Here is a 19,851-nt window from a genome sequence, read left to right as displayed (position 1 = left end):
GATACATATATGGATACTTTGCATCCACTGGTCGACGCGCTGATATCGCTGATGCTCATCATCGGTGCGCTGTTCACGCTGGTCGGCGGCATCGGCCTCGCGCGCTTCGGTGATTTCTTCATGCGTCTGCACGCACCGACCAAAGCCACGACGCTGGGCGTTGGCGGTGTGCTGATCGCCGCGATGGTCTACAGCTGGGCCAGCGGCCGTTTCGGCGTGCCGGAATTGCTGATCACGCTGTTCCTGTTCATCACCGCGCCGGTATCGGCCAATCTGATGGCCAAGGCTGCGCTGCACCTGAAGGTGCAATCGAAGGCCGGGCGTCCGGCAGTCTTCGACGACGGTGCGGAAACCTCTGGCAAGCGAAGCTGAACGGGCTGAAAGGGTTCTGCAGGCACCCACGTTCCGAATCCTGATGTTCTGAAAATTACTGTTTTCAGAAGTTGTAAGGCAGGCCTTCGTTTCACCCGCGGCCTGAGGCAGCGCCTCGACGATTCTGGAAAGCAGGCGCGCCGTCGCCTATCTTGTTTCTGGAGTGTGTTTACAGCGCATGGCCGTTCAGACGCCAGGACTGCACTGCGTCGCGCACCGACCCAGTGCCAAGGCATTCGGCAAACACACCTTGGCAGGCCCGACATCCGGGGGCCCGACAACAAGAAAAGGAGATGACGTGATTACACCGTTTGCCGGCGGCTGCTCGTGCGGCGCCATCCGATACGAATGTGCCGCCAGACCGCTGTTTTCCTGGAACTGTCACTGTCGTGATTGTCAGCGTGCAAGTGGCGCGGCCTACTGTCCGGTCATGTATGTCCCGAAAACTGCGCTCACGATAACGGGTCCTGCCGCGCGCTATGCCTCGCTGCACGCAGAAAGCGGACGCCTGGTCAGTCGCGGTCTGTGTGGCGACTGTGGCTCGAACCTGTTCATCCTCGCCGATCTGGTGCCCGACCTGCAGGGTCTGTGGGCCGGCAGCCTGGATGACCCGGATATCTTCTGGCCGCAGATCAACGTATGGACCCGCAGTGCGCCCGCCTGGAGCCGATTCGACCGATCCATAGAGTGCCTCGACACCGCGCCAGACGAAAAGCGGTTCCATGCCCTGCTCCAGGAAGCGCTCGACCGCTGATTCCCGAGGTGACTGCACGCGAGATGGCACGTGCTTCGCTTGAAACTTGGTGCCACTCACGCCGCCGTGATGGCCCGTCGGATATGCGCCAGAGGTGCACCATCATCCAGCCGGACTGTTCCGCCGACCGACTTCACCCCCAGCGTTGCCCACAGTGCGGGTAGATCGACCTGTACCGGCACGTCCTTCATCTGCGCATAAAGCGTGGCCAATTCGGCGGTCCCGGTGGCAGCGTCGGCGACAGACAGCACCCGTTCGACCGGCCAGCGCTGTTCGATCGACCCCCCCGCAGCAAGCACGCCGCGCAGTGCATGCTGCAGGCCGTGGCGATTGCCGGTGGTTTCGCGGATGGCGATGTCGGCCAGCAGACAGAACAGCGCGCCGCCCCAATAGGTCCGACCCCAGGTGTGCGTGCGGTCCAGCCCCTCATCTCCCGCTTGCGGCAGGCCGTGCGGCATGCCGCGAACGAAGCCGGCCCAGATGCTTGCCGGCGTCGATTGCCCGATGCGTACCCGTGCGACTGACTCGACATAGGTGGCGGCCCCCTCTTCCAGCCATACCTGATCGTCGGCCAGCGAAGGCAACGCCAGATGTGCCATTTCATGCATCAGCACCCAGCTGTCCAGCATCGTCGCCGGCGTGATCGAGCGGCCGATCGGGATGCGAATGGCCGGGCCACTGTAGCTCCAGGTGGTGCCGTTGATCCGGTTGCCGTCGGCAGAAATGAACAGCAACCGGGTGTGCGGCACGGGGAAGCGTCCGTAGAAATCGGCGATCGCGCGGGCGCTGTGCCTCACCCAGCCCTCGATCACGGCACGCTGCGTTGCCGGCAGATCGCTCGCAATGGCCAGCCGGATGACGCCGCCCGTTACGTTCAACTCGCGGGCGGGCATCGTGTCAAAGGCGTCGTAGGGCATCCCGAAGCCGGACAGCCCTTCGGAGGGCCACTCAGCGTGCGCAGACGTTGCCGCGCACAGCGCTGCCGGAAAGCTGTTCACCAGCAATGCTTCGAGCCAGATCCTGCGAGCGCGCTTCATGCGCTTCCTTTCAGTCGTTTCCGATGGGTCGCCGCGATCAGTGGACCGAGGTCGACACGCGTCCGGTACCTACACGACCTGAATGCGAGCCGCTTTCTTACTTGCGGCTTCGGCGACCCGCTTGCCGGCAAAGGCGATTGCTGCGCTGCAGTGCGGGAAAATGACGACCGTTCTTCAATCCAGCGCAGTCCGTGCCGTAAGGATGAACTGACCGGACGGACGCCCTCCACCATCTGATCGTGCGTTCAACGATCGAGTTGGCGCAACCCTTCGGCCTGAAGGGAGTTGCCGAGGGCGTCGGGACCAAGCACACCTGCCAGACCCTGATCCGCCTTGGCTGTGACGAGGCGCAGGGCTGTCACGTCGGCCGACCCATGCCGGCCGATGACTTCGATGTCTGGTATTGCCAGTCGGCAAACTTCGCCGACACGCGCTCAGCGCGTCGCGCGCCGGTAGGTCACCACCAGCACATCCCGCCAGGCCGGTTTCGACGGGTCCAGCGGATGGATGGGCGTGACACCGTGCAGCGCGCGCTGATCATTCACCAGCGCCGCGTCGCACGGCGCGGTCAGCGTGAAGCTGTCCAGCGGATCGCCTTCGGGCGAGAAGATTTCGGTGGTGCCGCTTTCGACGTTCTCACGCCGCACCATCATCACCAGCACGAAATCGACGCCGTCGCGATGTACGCCTTCCGGTGTCGGCTTGCCGGCCCCGTCGGGCAGCGCCTCGATGCGGAACTGGTGCACCTCGATGTGCGCCGCTGCGCTCGGATGCAGGCGCTGGAATACGCCCAGACCCAGCCGGATCGCGGTCTGCATGGTCGCCCCCTGCATCACCTCGGGCGCGATCGGTGCGAAATGCCGTGCGACGCCACCATTCAGGTTGTTGTAGTCGAGGCTCTGGTAATGCGGCTGATGTGGCTCGAGCACCGCGTCTAGGCGGTCGGCCGGCGCGCTCAGCACCGCATAACGCCGGCGGCGGTAGCGGCCGCCGTCCGCCATGTAGGTATCGCGCTCCAGCGAGCCCCAGCTGGCGGCAAAACGGTCCCAGTCGCTGTTCCAGCCCGCTTCGAGGCTGGCCAGACCGTTTTTCGTGTGGTCGGCCGGCAGGAAGCAGAAATCATGCGTGGCGATGCATTCCGCGAGGGCATGCGGATCGTCGCCGTGAGTGGTGTGTGCGGGCATGAACGGGGCCGGGCGAAAATACGCGAAGCCGCAGACGATACTCCGCGCGACCGGACAACGCATGTCCGCCGCCAATTAGAATCGTGCCTTCGCCTGAAATGACGTCACATGCCCCGCTTCTGCGCCAACCTGTCACTGTTGTTCACGGAGCAGCCCTTCGTCGCGCGCTACGCCGCCGCCGCGGGCGCCGGCTTCACTGGTGTCGAATGCCATTTTCCGTACGGTGTGCCGGCCGGGGCACTGGCCGGCGAACTGCAGGCCCACCAGCTCGAACAGGTCCTGTTCAATCTGCCCCCCGGCAACTGGGCTGCCGGCGAGCGCGGCATCGCGTGCCTTCCGGACCGGGTGGATGAATTCGAAGCGGGCGTCTGGCAGGCACTCGACTACGCGCGCGTGCTGGGTTGCCGGCGCATCAATTGCCTGGCCGGTCTGGCGCCGGACGACGCGGACCGCGCGGCGCTGCTGGCCGTGATGGAACGCAACGTGCGCTTTGCTGCGCGCGCGCTGTCGCGCGAGGGCATCGAACTGATGATCGAACCGATCAATACCCGCGACATGCCGGGCTTCCTGCTGAACCAATCGGCCGAAACGCTGGCGCTGATCGAACGGGTCGGCGAGCCGAACGTGAAGCTGCAGTACGACGTCTATCACATGCAGATCATGGAAGGCGACCTCGCCCGCACGCTGCAACGCGAGCTCGCGCGCATCGGCCACGTGCAGATCGCCGACAACCCCGGCCGCCACGAACCGGGCAGCGGCGAGATCAATTACCCCTTCCTGTTCGACTGGCTCGATCGCATCGGCTACACCGGCTGGGTCAGCGCTGAATACCTGCCGGCCGGCAACACGACGGCCGGTCTGGGCTGGATGCGGGACCTTCGCGACGTTGGGAGCGACCGGGTCGTGTGATTTGTTGGGCATCGCTGCGCTCACCCCAACCTACGACCCCGCCAGCACCTCGCTCCCGCTACCCGCCGCAGGTCGGGCTGAGCGAAACGATGTCAGGCGATCGAAACGCCCGCCCCGGCAACGACCGTAGGTTGGGGTGAGCGCAGCGATGCCCAACATCCACTCCTTCACCCCGCCCCCATCGTAGGTTGGGGTGAGCGCAGCGATGCCCAACACCCCCGTCCCGGATCGGCAGCGCCCTACTTCACCGCGTTCGGGAAGAACAGCTGCTGGCCGTCGATCTTGTAGTCGGCGATGGCGGCCTGGCCGTCGGCCGACACCACCCATTCGATGAAGGCCTGACCGTCGGCCTTCTTCACGTGCGGGTGCTTGTCCGGATTGACCAGGATCACGCCGTACTGGTTGAACAGGCGCTTGTCGCCCTCGACCGACACGGTCAGGTCAGCGCGGTTCTTGAACGACAGCCAGGTGCCGCGGTCTGCCAGGATGTAGGCGTTCATCGATGCCGCGGTGTTGAGCGCCGGGCCCATGCCGGAGCCGGTGTCCCGGTACCAGGCGCCCTTCGCCGCGTCGAGGTCGACGCCAGCCGCCTTCCACAGCCGCAACTCGGCGGCATGCGTGCCACTCTTGTCGCCGCGCGATACGAACGGCGCCTGCGCCGCCTGTATCGTCTTCAGTGCTTCGGTGATGTCCTTGCCGCCACCAACCTTGGCCGGGTCCGATTTCGGTCCGATCAGGATGAAATCGTTGTACATGACCTCCTGGCGCTTCACGCCGAAGCCCTCGGCGATGAATTTCTCCTCCGCCACCTTGTCATGCACGAACACGACGTCGGCGTCGCCGCGGCGTGCCATGTCCAGCGCCTGGCCGGTGCCCAGCGCGACCACGCGCACCTCGATGCCGGTCTTCGCCTGGAACGCCGGGAGCAGATGCTTGAACAGGCCGGACTGTTCGGTCGAGGTGGTCGACGACACGGTGATGAAGCGGTCTGCTGCGCCGGCGAACGGGCTACCCATCGCGAGGGCGGCAGCCACCGCGGAGGCGATGAAGGAACGGCGGATCAGGTCCATGAAAGCTCTCCTCTGAGGTACAGCCCGGCTTCGGCCGAGCGTGGTGACGCAAAGAATTCCGCGACTGGCGTGTGTTCGGTGATGCGCCCGGCGTCGACGAACACGATGTCGTCGGCGAGGCGACGTGCCTGACCGAGGTGATGGGTGACCATGACGATGCTGCAGCCTTCGTCGGCGATGACGCGGATCAGCCGCTCGACTTCGGCCGCTGCACCCGGGTCGAGACTGGCGGTCGGCTCGTCGAGGAACAGCACGCGCGGGCGCAGCGCCCAGGCCCTGGCCAGCGCTGCGCGCTGCTGCTCGCCGCCGGACAGCACGCGCGCCGGCCGGTCGGCCAGCGCGGTCAGACCGACGCGTTCGAGCACGTCGAGCGCGCGCGCGCGGCGCGCAGCTGCCGGCACGCCGGCCAGATCGAGCGCATAGATGACGTTGTCGAGGACACTGCGCCGCAGCATGACCGGCCGCTGGAACACCATGGCCTGCGCCGGGCGGCCACTGCCTCCGTTCCACAGGATGCGGCCGGCGCTCGGTTCGATCAGCCCGTGCATCAGACGCATCAGCACGCTTTTGCCGGCGCCGTTGGGACCGAGGATGAGCGTGCGTCGCCCTGCTTCGAGTCGCAGCGACACGTCGCGGATGAGCGTGCGGTCGCCGGCGTCGTAGCGCAGTGCGTCGAGCGTGAGCAGCGCGTCAGCCATAACGACGCACCGCCCATTCGCGCACCGCGTGCGCCAGCGCATTGAGCAGCAGCACGATGGCAATCAGGATGAAACCGAGCGCCAGCGCCAGCGGCAGGTCGCCCTTGCTGGTTTCGAGCGCGATGCTGGTGGTCATGACGCGGGTGACGCCGTCGATGTTGCCGCCGACGATCATCACCGCACCGACCTCCGCCACCGCCCGGCCGAGTCCGGCCAGCACCGCCGTGCTGAGCGAGAAGCGGGTATCGACCAGCAGGGTGAAGGCGGCACGTGGCGTCGAGGCACCGAGCGAACGCAGCTGTTCTTCGTAGTCGCGCCATGCGTCGGCGACGATCTGGCGTGACAATGCGGCGACGATGGGCGTGATCAGCACCACCTGCGCGATCACCATCGCGGTCGGCGTGAACAGCAGCCCGAATGAACCGAGCGGGCCGGCGCGCGACAGCAGCAGGTAGACCAGCAGCCCGATCACCACCGGCGGCAACCCCATCAGGCCGTTCAGGATGACGGTCAGCGGCTTGCGACCGGGAAAGCGCCCGACCGCCACCGCAGCGCCGATCGGCAGGCCGATGCAGGACGCGAGAAACACGGCCGTCAGGCTGACCTGCAGGCTGAGCGACACGATGTTCAGCAGTTGTGGATCACCGGCGAGCACCAGCCCGCCCGCTGTCAGGAAGCTTTCGCTGAGTGTGCTCATGCCCGGCGGGCACCGGGCAAGGTCTGCGGCAGTTTGGTGCGCCGCCCCTGAAAACTCATTATCTGCATTCTGAAACACATAAGATCTCGAAAGCTAGCGCTCTACGACAAGGTTTCCTATATGTCTGAAAATGCCGTAACCACACCACGGCTCGGGATCGAGTGGGATTTCGGGCCCGACGCACCGGCGGGCATCGGCCGGCTGCTGTTGCTGCTCGCTGCGATCGAAACGACCGGGTCGATCGCCGGCGCGGCGCGCCACATCGGGTTTTCGTATCGCAACGCCTGGGGGCTGATCAACGCCTGGCAGGGCTACTTCGGCCAGACGCTGATTTCGACCGCGCGCGCAAGTGGCTCGACGCTGGACGACTTTGCCCGCCGGTTGCTGGCCGTCGACCGCGATGCCCGGCAGTCGCTCGCCGCCGCGTTGCACACGGCCAGCCAGCCGATGCGCGAACTGCCGCTGCAGTCATCCGGTGGTGTGGCATGCGCACTGCGCATCGCCGCCAGCCATGATCCGCTGCTGAACGACCTGATCCGCCAACTGCGCCACGACGGCGGCAGCGCAAGCTTGAGCACACACGGCAGCCTGGAATCGCTGCTTGCGCTGGCGGCACGCCGCTGCGACATCGCCGGCTTTCATTGTCCGATCGGCGAACTCGGTCGCGACATCTGGACGCTCTACCTCGCGCAGCACGGCTTGCCGCGGCTGCGTCTGCTCGGCTTCGCGCGCCGCACGCAAGGTTTGATCCTCGCCCGCGGCAATCCACGGGGGGTGCGCGGGCTGAGCGATCTGTCGCGTGCCGACCTGCGCTTTGTGCATCGTCAGCCCGGCGCCGGCACGCGGCTCGCGTTCGACCAGCTGGCGCGTCAGGCCGGGCTCGATACCCGCGCGCTGAACGAGGGCGATGAAGAGCACACCCATGCCGCGGTGGCGGCGCTGATCGCCAGTGACGAGGCCGATGCGGGCCTGGGCCTGGAGGCCCTCGCGCGACGGCTGGGCCTCGAATTCCAGCCGCTGTTCGAGGAAATGTACTTTCTGGCGCTGCGCGACAGCCCGGCCTCGCGCCGCACGCTCGATGTGCTGGGCAGCCTGCTGCGCCAGCCGGACTGGCAGGCGCGGGCGCAGGACATGAGCGGTTATTCGCTGGATGAGGCAGGCGTCGAATACGACGTGCCGGCGGCCGAACGACTGCTGTTCGGCCCTTGATGCCCCGTCCGTCAGCGCTGGCTGTCGCGGGTCTGCAGCAGCCGCGCGCGCACCGGGTGGTCGCCCGGCAACAGGTCGACCAGCCGCTCCACCGCGTCGACCGCTTCGGGTGACTGACCGAGATGGGTCAGCAGCAGGTCGGGGTCGTCGATGCGGAAGATGGCATCAGACAGTCGTGACTCGAGGCAGTCGCGCCAGGTGCGCAGCAGCGGGCTTTCGGTGCGTGGCAGAAAGTCGCCGCGGTAACCGGCCAGCGCCGCCTCGACGCGACCGGCATTCAGCGCCTGTTCCAGATCCATGAAGTCGGCCTGCCAGTTCACCAGCAGTCGATAGGGGCGAGAGCCGATGGCGCCACCGAGCCGTTCGCGCAGTTGCGACACTTCGGTCTTCAGCGTGGCCACACCGACCGTGCGGTCGCCGTAGATGGCCGCGTGCAGCCGTTCCAGATCCATCCCTTCCGGATGCAGTGCCAGCAGGCAGAGGATTTCCATCTGTCGCGGCGACAGCGGCAGCACTTTGCCGTGTATCGAGGCCTGTGGCGTGCCGAGCATGCGCAGGCGCAGCACCGGCGCCTGGCTGACCCCCTGCAGGGCCTGCGAAACGCGCTCTGCGAAACGCTCGACCGCATGCAGCGCCAGCGGCGAATGGCGGTTCCAGGTGGTCGACAGGTCGACCACGCCCATCACCTCGCCGCTTATCGTGTCGCGCACCGGGGCGGCGTAGCACACCCAGTCCTGCACCGCGGGAATGAAATGTTCAGCCGAAAACACGCTGGCCGGACGGCGATGACGCAGCGCCAGGGCCAGCGCATTGGTGCCGACGGAACGTTCGTCCCAACGACCGCCGGGCACGAAATGCACGCGCTCGGCGCGGGTGCGCATGCTGCGGCTGCAGCCGGTCCACAGCAGACGGCCATCGGCGTCGCTGACCGCCGCCACCATGCCGCTTTCGATCGCCACTGTTTCCAGCTCGTCGACGCAGGCGACCAGCGCCTGACCGTAGGCGGAACCGGTCCAGTCCGGTGCGGTGTCGTCGAGCGGTGCCGCCGAGCAGGTCTCGGACACGGCTTCGCGCGAACGTTGCCATGAGCCGGCAATGTCCATGCCCACCACGACGATGTGTTCGCCGGTGCTGCGCTCACCGCGCCGCAGCGATTCGATGCGCCGCCGGCGATCCGCCAGCCGGCCTGCCGTATTGTTCATATGCCTCCTCCACCTACCGGATACCTACCCCGCACGGACTAGCGTGCAGGTTGACCCTGTGTTCTTGTGCCGCGCATTCGACGTCGGCCGCAGGGCAACCGATCATTCGAGGAGACAGATCATGCGCTACGCCGACCCCGGTCAACCCGGTTCCAAACTCACTTTCAAGGCCCGCTACGACAATTTCATCGGCGGCGAGTGGGTACCGCCGGTTGAAGGACAGTACTTCGACAATACGACACCGGTCACCGGCAAGGTGTTCTGCCAGGTTGCCCGTTCGCAGGCCGCCGATATCGAACTGGCGCTGGACGCCGCCCACAAGGCACGCGAAGGCTGGGCCCGCACGTCGCCGGCGCAACGCGCCGCCGTGCTGTTCCGGATCGCCGACCGCCTCGAAGCCAATCTCGAGCTGCTGGCCGTCGCCGAAACCTGGGAAAACGGCAAACCGGTGCGAGAAACCCTGGCGGCCGACATCCCGCTCGCGATCGACCACTTCCGCTACTTCGCCAGCTGCATCCGGGCGCAGGAAGGTGCCCTGTCCGAAATCGACGAAACCACCGTTGCCTACCATTTCCATGAACCGCTGGGCGTCGTCGGCCAGATCATTCCGTGGAACTTCCCGATCCTGATGGCTGCGTGGAAAATCGCTCCGGCACTGGCTGCGGGCAACTGCATCGTGATGAAGCCGGCGGAACAGACCCCGGTCAGCCTGCTCGTCCTGATCGAACTGATCCAGGACCTGCTGCCACCCGGCATCCTGAACATCGTCAACGGTTTCGGTATCGAAGCCGGCAAGCCGCTGGCCACCAACAAGCGCATCGCGAAGATCGCCTTCACCGGCGAAACTACGACCGGCCGACTGATCATGCAATATGCTTCCCAGAACATAATCCCCTCGACCGTGGAGCTGGGCGGCAAGTCGCCGAACGTGTTCTTCGACGACGTGATGGACGCCGACGACGACTACTTCGACAAATGCCTCGAAGGCTTCGCGATGTTCTCGCTGAACCAGGGTGAAGTGTGCACCTGCCCGAGCCGTGCGCTGGTCCAGGAAAACATTGCTGACAAGTTCATCGAGCGCGCCATTGCCCGCGTGAACAAGGTGCGCGGCGGTCATCCGCTGGACACCGACACCATGATCGGCGCCCAGGCCAGTTCCGACCAGCACGAAAAGATCCTGTCCTACATCGACATCGGCCGCAAGGAAGGCGCGGAGGTGCTGACCGGCGGCAGCGTGCGCAAGGAAGAGGAAGCGGGCGGCTACTACATCCAGCCGACCGTGCTGAAGGGGCACAACAAGATGCGCGTGTTCCAGGAAGAAATCTTCGGGCCGGTGCTGGCGCTGACCACCTTCAAGGACGAAGCCGACGCGCTGGCCATCGCCAACGACACGCTGTACGGTCTGGGTGCCGGCCTGTGGTCGCGTTCGGTGCATCGCACCTACCGCATGGGCCGCGCCATCCAGGCCGGCCGCGTATGGACCAACTGCTATCACCTGTATCCGGCGCATGCTGCGTTCGGTGGCTACAAGCAGTCGGGCATCGGCCGCGAAAACCACAAGATGATGCTGGACCATTACCAGCAGACGAAGAACCTGCTGGTGAGCTACTCGACGAAGGCGCTCGGATTCTTCTGATCCTGCGAGGTGGCAACTCGGTCCGGATCGCCGCGGCAGGGTGAGCCGGATCGGTGAAGGGGCGGACGGTGCAGATCGTTCGCCTCTTCGTCCATCCAGGATTGTTGTATTCAAGCAAATAAACAATTAATCATTGAGTTGCATTGGTTATCTCGATTCAACTTCATGCCTTGCGAGGCAACACCATGGTGACCCGCGTATCCGCAACACCGCTGGCGCTGGACTGGATAGAGCGGCTGGCGCGCAAGCACGGCCCGCTGATGTTCCATCAGTCGGGTGGCTGCTGCGACGGCAGCGCGCCGATGTGCTACCCGCAGGGCGAATTCATGCTCGGCAGTTCCGATGTGCAACTGGGTGAGATCGGCGGCATGCCGTTCTGGATGAGCGAATCCCAGTTCGAGTACTGGCAGCACACCCATCTGATCATCGATGCGGTGCCAGGGCGGGGCGCCGGCTTTTCGATCGAATCACCGGAAGGCATCCGCTTCCTGACCCGCTCGCGGCTGTACGAGCCGCACGAGGAAGCCGAACTGGTGCTGCTGGGCGCGCCGGCGCACGGCTGACGCCGCGCCCGGACGGCCTCACTCCGCCTGCAGGAAGCGCTCGACCAGCCGCGTCCAGTACGCCACGCCGAGCGGAATGACCGCATCGTTGAAGTCGTAGCGCGGGTTGTGCAGCATGCAGCCGCCGCCTTCTTCATGGCCCGGGCGCGAGCCGGTATCCGGCCCGCCGCCATTGCCGAGCCAGATGTAGCAACCGGGCTTGCATTCGAGCATGTAGGCAAAATCCTCCGCGCCCATGCTGGGCGGGTAGTCAGTGCGCACGCTGGCGTCGCCCAGCAGCTCACGCCCCACGGACGCACAGAATGCGGCCTCGGCCGAGGTGTTCACCGTCGGCGGATAGCCGCGCCGGTAGCTGACCGCGACCGTCACCCCGTGCGCCGCCGCCACACCTTCCGCGACACGCCGGATGCCCGCTTCGAGCTGGTCGCGCACCTCGGGCGAAAACGCGCGCGCCGTGCCGCGCAGCGTGGCCGACTGCGGAATGACGTTGTAGGCCTCGCCGGCATGGAACTGCGTGATGCTGACCACGCCGCAGTCGACCGGCGACACATTGCGCGACACGATGGACTGCAGCGCCTGCACGATGGCCGCGCCGGCCAGCACCGGGTCGGCGCCCAGATGCGGCATCGCGGCGTGCGCGCCACGACCTTCGATGACGATTTCGATCTCGTCGCTGCTGGCCATGGCCGGTCCGTCATGCACCGCCATTTCGCCGACCGGCAGGCCGGGCCAGTTGTGCAGGCCGAACACCGATTGCATCGGAAAGCGCTCGAACAGGCCGTCGGAGATCATCGCAGCCGCGCCGCCCCTGCCCTCCTCGGCCGGCTGGAAGATGAAATTCACCGTGCCGTCGAAACAGCGGGTCGCCGCCAGATATTCGGCCGCCGCCAGCAGCATCGCGGTATGGCCGTCGTGGCCGCAACCGTGCATGCGTCCGGTATGGGCCGAGCGATGGGCGAAGGTGTTCTGTTCGGTCATCGGCAGCGCATCCATGTCGGCGCGCAGGCCGATCGCCGCCTTGCCGTGGCCGGCGCGCAGCACGCCGACCACACCGGTGCGGCCGATGCCCTCATGCACTTCGATGCCGGACGCGCGCAGCGTGCGCGCCACGATGGCGGCGGTGCGCGTTTCCTCGTAGGCCAGTTCCGGGTGGGCATGCAGGTCGCGCCGGATCGACGTCCAGCGCGCATGCCGCTCGCCCAGTGCCTCGACCAGCGGATGCAGGCTGCTGTCGGCGCGGCTCACTGCAATGTCCTCACTGCAATTCCTCGACTTCGGAAAACATGGCCGCCTGCCCGCAGAACTGGCCGTCGGCATCGAGCACCTTCCACACGGTGGCGTGACTGATGCGGAACAGCGTACCGTCGCGGCGCACCCGCACGCCGCAGTAGTCGCTGATGTAGCCCTGCTGGGTCACCATTTCGAGCAGACGGGCACGCTCGTCGCGTTCCGGCTCGCGCGCCGAAAGGCGCGACGGCAGGGTGACGAATTCGTCCCACGCGTAGCCGAACAGTCGCTGGGCGAACAGGTTGGCGTAATTGAATACGGGATCCGGCTGGGTGCCGTGCGACACCAGGGCGAAGTGCGCGTTGTAAAGCGTGAGCGCATCCGACGGCAGCCGCTGGCCGGTCAGGCGCTCGAAGCTTTCGGCCAGCAGCCGGCTGTGTTCGCGCAGGAACTTGTGATCGGGCATCACGCTCATGAAACGAACGATACCATCGCCACCATGCGCCAAGACCTCATCATTCTGCGCCCGGAAGGGCTTTACTGTCCGGCAGGCGACTTCTTCATCGATCCCTGGCGACCGGTCGATCGCGCCATCATCACCCACGCCCACGCCGATCATGCCCGCACCGGTCATCGCCGCTATCTCGCGAGTGCCGAAGGCGAGCGGGTGCTGCGCGCGCGTCTGGGCGACATCACGCTGCAGACGCTGAGGTACGGCGAGCGCATATATATTGGGGACGCGGCGGTGTCCTTGCACCCGGCCGGACATGTGCTCGGTTCGGCGCAGGTCAGGGTCGAGGTGGCGGGCGAGGTGTGGGTCGCCTCGGGTGACTACAAGCTCGAGCCGGACGCGACCTGCACGGTGTTCGATCCGGTGCGGGCGCATGCCTTCATCACCGAATCGACCTTCGGTCTGCCGATCTACCGCTGGCCGGCACAGGACGCGCTGTTCGCCGAACTGAACCAGTGGTGGCGCGGCAACGCCGACGCCGGGCGCGCCAGCGTGGTGTTCGCCTACGCGTTCGGAAAGTCGCAGCGCATCCTGGCCGGGCTCGATCCGTCCATCGGCCCCATCGTGTGCCACGGCGCGGCCGAGGCGCTGAACCGCGCCTACCGCGACAGCGGCGTCGCCCTGCCCGCGACCGCCATGGTGTCGGACGGCCTGGACGCTGCGGCGCTTCGCCGTGCTCTGGTGATCGCACCGCCGTCGGCGCAGTCCACCCCGTGGATGAAGCGCTTCGGCGACTACGCCGACTGCTTTGCGTCAGGCTGGATGCAGGTGCGCGGCGCGCGCCGGCGGCGCGGTGTCGATCGCGGTCTGGTGATGTCGGACCATGCCGACTGGCCGGGCCTGCTGGGTGCCATCGGCGCCACCGATGCCTCGCGCGTCATCGTCACCCACGGCCATGTCGAGCCGCTGGTGCGCTGGCTGACCGAGCAGGGCATCGAAGCAGGCGCGTTCGCAACCGCCTTCGGCCAGGAAGCCGACGACCAGGATCCGCCCCCGATTGATTCCCGGTCAGACGCCTGACGCCCGTTGAAGGTGCCGACACCCCCGCCGGCATCTCGGGTTGCCGATGGTCCGAAGGGACTATCTGCTTTCATCAACCGGCAATGTACCTGCGTCACCGTCCGGGCTCTTCCATGCGTCCCGGTGTCATTCCATGTTCCGCAAACACCTCGCGGCCGCTCTCGCCCTGATTGCTTCGGGCTCCGCATCTGCCGCCATCAATCAGCTTGATCTGGACGACTACCGTCTGGTCGCCACCTACGACCTGCCCTCGGTTCAGGCGTCCGAAGCGTCGGCGGTCACCTGGAACTGGGACACCGATACGCTGTTCGTGCTCGGCGACGAAGGCGACTATGTCGTCGAGGTGAACAAGCAGGGTCAGCAGATCAGCTCGATGAACCTGTTCGGCTTCGACGACACCGAGGGGCTGAGCTATGTCGGCAACGGGCAGTTCGTTCTCGTCGAGGAACGGCTTCAGGACGTCTATCGCTTCAGCTACACGGCGGGTGGTGCGATCGGTCGCAACGCGACGCCTGCGGTGTCGGTCGGTCCGACGGTCGGCAATGTGGGGCTGGAAGGCCTGTCATACGACCCACTGAGCGGCCGCTTCATCATCGTGAAGGAAAAGACGCCGCAGGCGGTGTATGACGCGGCTCTCGACTTCACGACAGGCAGCGCCACGATTACCGAACTGGTGCCGCCGGCCAATCAGTTCGCACGCCTGTTCGATACGCTCGACCTGTCCGACGTGCAGACGCTGACCACCGTCATGTCTCTGCGCGGCACTGCCGACCAGGACAACTTGCTCATCTACAGCCAGGAAACGCCTCGCCTGATGGAAGTCACGCGCAGCGGCGAGGTACTGAGCCAGTTCGACTTCTCCGCCATCGCCGAAGACGCCGAAGGCGTCACCATCGACAGCAACGGCGTCATCTACATCGTCGGCGAAACGCCGCGCCTGTATGTGCTGGCACCGACTGCCCCTGTTCCCGAACCCGAAAGCTGGGCGCTCCTGCTGGCCGGTCTCGGCCTGATCGGCGCCACCGCTCGCCGCCGTCTGTCCTGATCCGCTCAATCCAACAAGGAGGTCACACCATGAACAAGCTTCTCGCCGCACTGCTCGTCGCAGGATTTGCATCGCAGGCCCAGGCCGATGTCCGCATCACCGAATGGATGTACTCGGGCGGCAGCGGTGAATTCATCGAATTCACCAACCTCGGCGATGCAGCGGTCGATTTCACCGGCTGGAGTTATGACGACGAAAGCCGACTGGTCGGCGGATTCGACCTCAGCGGCTTCGGTCTGGTCGGCGCAGGCGAATCGGTCGTCATCACCGAAACCGAAGCAGCGACCTTCCGTCTCGACTGGAGCCTCGCCGACAGCGTGAAGGTGCTCGGTGGCTACACCAACAACATCGGCCGCGCCGATGAACTGAACCTGTTCGATGGTGCCGGTTCGCTGGTTGATCGGCTGGCCTACGGCGACGCAACCATCGGCGGCCCGCGTACCCAGAACGCCAGCGGCCGTGCCACCACGGAAGCGGCGCTCGGTGCCAACGATGCGACGCAGTGGGTGCTGTCGTCGGTCGGCGACGTCGAAGGTTCGTACGCGTCGCTCAGCGGCGCAATCGCCAGCCCGGGCATGACCTCGTTCGCCGCACCGGTGCCGGAACCTGAAACCTACGCCATGTTGCTGGCGGGCCTCGGTCTGATCAGCTTCATGGCCCGCCGTCGCGCCTGACCTTTCTGCACGCAGAAAAACGCCGGCCGCTGGCCGGCGTTTTTCGTTGACTGAGCGACTGTTGCTGCGCCCACCCCGATTGACTTGCTGCCCCGCAGGTTGGGGTGAACGCATCGATGCCCAACGATCCCGCTGTGCCCGTCGGCGAGCGCGGCGTGCAGGGCCTCGCGGTCGAACTGCGCGCGCAGCGGCGGGATGGTGCGGCACTGCGGGTCGAAGTGGCCGAACCGCTTCACCGGCGCGCCATCCAACCGGCGTCTCCCGGTTACGATGACCCGATGCAGCGTTTCGCCGCCCTTTACCTCTCGCTCGACAGCAATACCTCGACCCGCCATCGCGTGCAGGCGATGCAGGACTATTTCGCGCAGGTGCCGGCGGAAGACGCCGCGTGGGCGGTGTACTTTCTCGCAGGCGGCAAGCCGCGCCAGGCGGTGGGCACCCGCGTGCTGCGAGAAACCGGCGCGCGGGCAGCCGGCATGCCGGACTGGCTGTTCGACGAATGCTACGAGGCGGTCGGCGATCTGGCGGAAACGCTGGCGCTCATCCTGCCGCCGCCGCGTGTCGTCAGCGACCTGCCGCTGCACCACTGGGTCGGCGTGCTGGGCGCGCTGCGTGCCTCACCCCCGGACGAAAAGCCCGGACAGCTGATCGACGCCTGGCAGGTGCTGGGCAGCGGCGAGCGCTTCCTGTTCAACAAACTCATCACCGGCGCGCTGCGCGTCGGCGTGTCGCGCCTGCTGGTCACGCGGGCGCTCGCCGCGTTCGCGCAGGTGCCGGCCGAACTCGTCGCGCAGCGCCTGATCGGCTATCTGGCGGCCGAGCCGGCGCGCAGCGGCATGGGCGCGTCGCGCTTCGCCGCGCTGGTGGCAGCCGCGGGCGACGACGAAACCGGCATGCAGCCCTACTCTTTCTTTCTCGCCCATCCGCTGCAGACCGCTCCCGCCGAGTCGCTCGGGGATGCCGCCGACTGGCTCGCCGAGTGGAAATGGGACGGCATCCGCGCCCAGCTGGTGCGCCGGGATGGCCAGGCCGCGCTGTGGTCGCGCGGCGAAGAACTGATCAGCGAGCGCTTTCCCGAGCTGATGGAAGCGGCCGCCGCCTTGCCCGATGGCTGCGTGCTCGACGGCGAAGTGCTCGCCTGGCGTGGCGACGCACCGCTGCCGTTCGCGCAGCTGCAGACCCGCATCACCCGCAAGCGGCTCACGCGCCGCCTGCTCGACGACGTGCCGGCGGTGTTCATGGCGTACGACCTGATCGAACACGTCGGCGCGGACCTGCGTGCCCAGCCGCAATCGGCAAGGCGCGCGCGACTGGACGTGCTTCTGGCCGGGCTGGCAACGCCGGTGCTGCGCCTGTCGCCGGTGCTGCGCGGTGACTGGCCCGCGCTGGCCGCCGAGCGGGATCGCGCCCGCGAGCGCGGCGTCGAGGGCCTGATGCTAAAGCGTACCGACGCGCCCTACGGCATCGGCCGCACCAAGCTCGACCCGCGCGGCCAATGGTGGAAATGGAAGATCGATCCCTACACGATCGACGCCGTGCTGATCTACGCCCAGCGCGGCCACGGCCGACGCGCCGGGCTGTACAGCGACTACACCTTTGCCGTCTGGTCGGTCGCCGCCGACGGGACGCGCACCCTGGTGCCGTTCGCCAAGGCCTATTCCGGTCTGTCGGATACCGAAATGCGCGAGGTCGACGCCTTCATCCGCAGCCACACGATCGAACGCTTCGGCCCGGTCTGCTCGGTCACGCCCGAACTGGTGTTCGAACTGGGTTTTGAAGGCATACAGCCCTCGCCCCGCCACAAGTCCGGCATCGCGGTGCGCTTCCCGCGCATGCTGCGCCGGCGGCTGGACAAGCGAGCTGCCGAGGCGGATACGATCGATGCGCTGCGCGCGCTGATCGGGTCACCCACGGCTGCGCAGATCGTCAAGCCAGGCTGACACCGGGTTGGCTGAGCCGGCGTCATGGGCTACCTTTGCGCCATGAGCACCCTGTACGGCATCGATTTCACCTCTTCCCCGTCGTCGCGCAAACCGGTCACCGTGGCCCGAGGGCACCTCGCCGACGACGGCGTCCTGATCCTCGAATCGATCGAACGCTTACCCGCATGGAGCGCCTTCGAGGCCTTCCTGATGCGGCCCGGTCCGTGGCTGGGCGCGTTCGATTTTCCGTTCGGCCTGCCGCGTGAATCGGTGCTTGAACACGGCTGGCCGACCGACTGGGCCGGCATGGTGCGTGCGGTTTCCCTGCTTTCCCGGAATGAATTCAAGGCCTTGGCCGATGAGGAACGGGCGCCGCGACCGGTCGGGCAGAAATACACCCATCGCGCGACGGACCGGCCGGCGGGTTCGCACAGCCCGATGAAATTCGTCAATCCGCCGGTCGGCTGGATGTTTCAGGAAGGTGCGCGCCGTCTGCTCGATGCCGGCGTGCACCTGCCCGGCATGCATGGCGGCGATGGCTCGCGCGTTGCGCTGGAGGCCTATCCGGGCTGGCTTGCGCGCAGCATCGTGCCGGCGTCTTACAAGAGCGAATCGGCCACCGGTCAGACGCAGGCGAGGCTGGCCAACCGCATGCTCATCATCGAAGCGTTGCAGCGCGGCGCCCATCCGCTCGGCGTGTCCTTGCGTTGTGACGATGTCACGCTACTCGATGCGATGGCCACCGACGGCACCGGCGACCTGCTCGACTGCGTGCTCTGCCTGGTCGAAGCGGCCTGGGCCTGGACACGGCGCGATGCCGGCTACGGGTTGCCGTTGCAGATCGATCCGGTGGAGGGATGGATTGTCGGCGTGCAGCCGGCCAGTGCGCCGGACGGACGGCAGCACTGAGCCGGAGCACGGCGGGAATCGAGCAGGACGATTCGCGCCGTTTTTGTGGGGGTGGCCCCGATGGGAGCCCGGGGTGCGGGAGCGCCCCCTGCGGGAGCGGCGGCCTGTGGGAGCGGCGGCCTCGCCGCGATACGCACTTTGCACGGCGATGGTCGCGGCACGATCGCGGCGAGGCCGCCGCTCCCACAGGCCGCCGCTCCCACATCCCATCACCCAGCATGGCCGCCGGCTGCCGAGCGGGCGTGCTACTGACCGAGCACCTTCTGCACCAGCGGATGCTGCACGCGGCGCTCGGCGGAAATCGCGTAGAAGTGCTCGACCACTTCGTCGCAGCGACCGAGCAGCTGCAGGCCGCGCTGGCCGGTGAGCTCGTCGTGCGACCACTCGGTCGCCGGAAACGCACCCAGACCGCTTTCGCCAAAGGTCGCCAGCAACGCGCTGTCCTCGAATTCGCCGGCCACATGCGGGCGCAGCGACTTGCGATCGAACCAGTCGTCGATGCGGGCGCGCACCGCGGCGTGGCGGCTCGGCAGCAGCAGCGGCATCTGGTCCAGACAGGCCGGGAACGCCGCATCGGACAAGGCGCGCAGCGCGGGTGAGGCGTACCACATCAGCGCAGCTTCACCGAGCGCATGGCTGTACACCTTCAGATTCGGATTGACCGGCGCCGGGCGGTCGGCCAGCACCACGTCCAGCCGGTGCAGTGCGAGATCGGCCAGCAGGTCATCGAATTCGCCCTCGCTGCACAGCAGATGAAGACCTTCGGTGTCGGTCGCAGGCAGCAGGAGGTGGCGCGCAACCGGCTTCGGCAGGCCGTCGGAAATGCCGACCGACAGACGCACGCCTTGTGACGACGCAGCCTCGCGCACGGCCAGCGGCAACTGCTCTCCCAGCTGGAAGATCTGTTCGGCGTAGCGCAGCGCCGCGACGCCTGCGGCGGTCAGCTCGACGCTGCGGCCCGATGGCTTGAACAGCGCATGGCCGAGTGCCGCCTCCAGCGTATGGATCTGCGTGCTGACGGTCTGTACCGCCATGTCGAGTCGCTCGGCCGCGCGTGCGATGCCGCCTTCCTTCGTCGCGACCCAGAAGTAATACAGATGACGATAGTTGAGCACGAGCACCCCAGAGTTCCAGAAAGACGAAGTAAAAGTACTACAAAGGTATGTTTGAAGGAAGTTCTTCGGCGCGTAAGGTAAGCGTTCGTTCATCCAC

General features: G+C 66.5%; 20 protein-coding genes and 1 pseudogene. 12 read left to right on the top strand and 9 right to left on the bottom strand.

Annotation, left to right across the window (positions count from 1 at the left end; all coding sequences use genetic code 11):
* Positions 1 to 9 precede the first annotated feature (9 nt).
* Together NMQ16_RS00935 and NMQ16_RS00930 are read left to right on the top strand one after the other, a co-directional pair.
* The gene (locus NMQ16_RS00935) at positions 10 to 372 is read left to right on the top strand and encodes a Na+/H+ antiporter subunit G (RefSeq protein ID WP_257078581.1); all 363 of its coding nucleotides are present in this window, start codon (positions 10 to 12) and stop codon (positions 370 to 372) included.
* 298 nt (positions 373 to 670) lie between these two features.
* Positions 671 to 1,126: a GFA family protein gene (locus NMQ16_RS00930; protein WP_257078580.1), complete on the top strand. Its 456-nt coding sequence runs from the start codon at positions 671 to 673 to the stop codon at positions 1,124 to 1,126.
* Positions 1,127 to 1,182: 56 nt separating this feature from the next.
* Here NMQ16_RS00930 and NMQ16_RS00925 read toward each other — a convergent pair whose 3' ends face one another.
* Positions 1,183 to 2,163, bottom strand: a complete 981-nt coding sequence (locus NMQ16_RS00925; protein ID WP_257078579.1) for a hypothetical protein — start codon at positions 2,161 to 2,163, stop codon at positions 1,183 to 1,185.
* A 233-nt stretch (positions 2,164 to 2,396) separates the two neighbouring features.
* Between NMQ16_RS00925 and NMQ16_RS19310 the strand changes: the two are divergent.
* Positions 2,397 to 2,525 (top strand): annotated as a pseudogene (locus tag NMQ16_RS19310) (EAL domain-containing protein); the annotation flags it as partial.
* 72 nt (positions 2,526 to 2,597) lie between these two features.
* Here NMQ16_RS19310 and NMQ16_RS00920 read toward each other — a convergent pair.
* Positions 2,598 to 3,347: a 2OG-Fe dioxygenase family protein gene (locus NMQ16_RS00920; RefSeq protein ID WP_257078578.1), complete on the bottom strand. Its 750-nt coding sequence runs from the start codon at positions 3,345 to 3,347 to the stop codon at positions 2,598 to 2,600.
* A gap of 108 nt (positions 3,348 to 3,455) precedes the next feature.
* On the opposite strand from NMQ16_RS00920, the gene hyi reads away from it, so the two are divergent.
* A complete protein-coding gene (gene hyi / locus NMQ16_RS00915; RefSeq protein WP_257078577.1) occupies positions 3,456 to 4,256 on the top strand; it encodes a hydroxypyruvate isomerase in 801 nt (266 codons plus the stop codon).
* A 239-nt stretch (positions 4,257 to 4,495) separates the two neighbouring features.
* Here hyi and NMQ16_RS00910 read toward each other — a convergent pair whose 3' ends face one another.
* The 3 genes from NMQ16_RS00910 to NMQ16_RS00900 are packed head-to-tail and all read right to left on the bottom strand — an operon-like array spanning position 4,496 to position 6,721.
* Positions 4,496 to 5,326 (bottom strand): substrate-binding domain-containing protein, encoded by an 831-nt coding sequence (locus NMQ16_RS00910; protein ID WP_257078576.1) that lies wholly within the window; start codon positions 5,324 to 5,326, stop codon positions 4,496 to 4,498.
* Positions 5,317 to 6,024, bottom strand: coding sequence for an ATP-binding cassette domain-containing protein (locus NMQ16_RS00905; protein WP_257078575.1), 708 nt, complete (start codon positions 6,022 to 6,024; stop codon positions 5,317 to 5,319). The genes NMQ16_RS00910 and NMQ16_RS00905 overlap by 10 nt, the downstream gene beginning before the upstream one ends.
* On the bottom strand, positions 6,017 to 6,721 hold the full coding sequence (locus tag NMQ16_RS00900) for an ABC transporter permease (RefSeq protein ID WP_257078574.1): 705 nt from the start codon (positions 6,719 to 6,721) through the stop codon (positions 6,017 to 6,019). The genes NMQ16_RS00905 and NMQ16_RS00900 overlap by 8 nt, the downstream gene beginning before the upstream one ends.
* A gap of 120 nt (positions 6,722 to 6,841) precedes the next feature.
* On the opposite strand from NMQ16_RS00900, the gene NMQ16_RS00895 reads away from it, so the two are divergent.
* Entirely contained in the window at positions 6,842 to 7,930 is a 1,089-nt protein-coding gene (locus tag NMQ16_RS00895) for a helix-turn-helix transcriptional regulator (RefSeq protein ID WP_257078573.1), read from the top strand.
* An 11-nt stretch (positions 7,931 to 7,941) separates the two neighbouring features.
* On the opposite strand, the gene NMQ16_RS00890 is transcribed toward NMQ16_RS00895, so the two are convergent.
* Positions 7,942 to 9,132, bottom strand: coding sequence for a helix-turn-helix domain-containing protein (locus NMQ16_RS00890; RefSeq protein ID WP_257078572.1), 1,191 nt, complete (start codon positions 9,130 to 9,132; stop codon positions 7,942 to 7,944).
* A gap of 121 nt (positions 9,133 to 9,253) precedes the next feature.
* Here NMQ16_RS00890 and NMQ16_RS00885 point away from each other — a divergent pair, with 121 nt between their 5' ends.
* Together NMQ16_RS00885 and NMQ16_RS00880 are read left to right on the top strand one after the other, a co-directional pair.
* The gene (locus NMQ16_RS00885; RefSeq protein WP_257078571.1) at positions 9,254 to 10,768 is read left to right on the top strand and encodes an aldehyde dehydrogenase family protein; all 1,515 of its coding nucleotides are present in this window, start codon (positions 9,254 to 9,256) and stop codon (positions 10,766 to 10,768) included.
* A gap of 185 nt (positions 10,769 to 10,953) precedes the next feature.
* Positions 10,954 to 11,331, top strand: a complete 378-nt coding sequence (locus tag NMQ16_RS00880) for a DUF779 domain-containing protein (protein WP_257078569.1) — start codon at positions 10,954 to 10,956, stop codon at positions 11,329 to 11,331.
* A gap of 18 nt (positions 11,332 to 11,349) precedes the next feature.
* Here the strand turns inward: NMQ16_RS00880 and NMQ16_RS00875 are convergent, their stop codons facing one another.
* Positions 11,350 to 12,576, bottom strand: a complete 1,227-nt coding sequence (locus tag NMQ16_RS00875) for a M20 aminoacylase family protein (protein ID WP_257078567.1) — start codon at positions 12,574 to 12,576, stop codon at positions 11,350 to 11,352.
* A 10-nt stretch (positions 12,577 to 12,586) separates the two neighbouring features.
* Complete coding sequence (locus tag NMQ16_RS00870) at positions 12,587 to 13,033, bottom strand: MEKHLA domain-containing protein (protein ID WP_257078566.1); 447 nt, start codon at positions 13,031 to 13,033, stop codon at positions 12,587 to 12,589.
* 24 nt (positions 13,034 to 13,057) lie between these two features.
* Here NMQ16_RS00870 and NMQ16_RS00865 point away from each other — a divergent pair, with 24 nt between their 5' ends.
* From NMQ16_RS00865 to NMQ16_RS00845, 5 genes are all read left to right on the top strand, one after another.
* Positions 13,058 to 14,089: a ligase-associated DNA damage response exonuclease gene (locus tag NMQ16_RS00865; RefSeq protein WP_257078564.1), complete on the top strand. Its 1,032-nt coding sequence runs from the start codon at positions 13,058 to 13,060 to the stop codon at positions 14,087 to 14,089.
* A 133-nt stretch (positions 14,090 to 14,222) separates the two neighbouring features.
* Positions 14,223 to 15,134: an SdiA-regulated domain-containing protein gene (locus NMQ16_RS00860; RefSeq protein WP_257078563.1), complete on the top strand. Its 912-nt coding sequence runs from the start codon at positions 14,223 to 14,225 to the stop codon at positions 15,132 to 15,134.
* A gap of 29 nt (positions 15,135 to 15,163) precedes the next feature.
* Positions 15,164 to 15,808 (top strand): FxDxF family PEP-CTERM protein, encoded by a 645-nt coding sequence (locus tag NMQ16_RS00855; RefSeq protein ID WP_257078562.1) that lies wholly within the window; start codon positions 15,164 to 15,166, stop codon positions 15,806 to 15,808.
* A gap of 116 nt (positions 15,809 to 15,924) precedes the next feature.
* The gene (locus NMQ16_RS00850) at positions 15,925 to 17,748 is read left to right on the top strand and encodes an ATP-dependent DNA ligase (protein WP_373566739.1); all 1,824 of its coding nucleotides are present in this window, start codon (positions 15,925 to 15,927) and stop codon (positions 17,746 to 17,748) included.
* 42 nt (positions 17,749 to 17,790) lie between these two features.
* Positions 17,791 to 18,639: a DUF429 domain-containing protein gene (locus NMQ16_RS00845; RefSeq protein WP_257078561.1), complete on the top strand. Its 849-nt coding sequence runs from the start codon at positions 17,791 to 17,793 to the stop codon at positions 18,637 to 18,639.
* A gap of 245 nt (positions 18,640 to 18,884) precedes the next feature.
* Here NMQ16_RS00845 and NMQ16_RS00840 read toward each other — a convergent pair whose 3' ends face one another.
* Positions 18,885 to 19,760, bottom strand: a complete 876-nt coding sequence (locus NMQ16_RS00840) for a LysR family transcriptional regulator (RefSeq protein ID WP_257078560.1) — start codon at positions 19,758 to 19,760, stop codon at positions 18,885 to 18,887.
* Between the last annotated feature and the right edge of the window lie 91 nt (positions 19,761 to 19,851).

The organism is Methyloversatilis sp. XJ19-49 (assembly GCF_024580145.1).
Classification (GTDB): domain Bacteria; phylum Pseudomonadota; class Gammaproteobacteria; order Burkholderiales; family Rhodocyclaceae; genus Methyloversatilis.
Note: the sequence above shows the minus strand (reverse complement) of the source record. Positions and strands in the feature narration are given on the sequence as shown.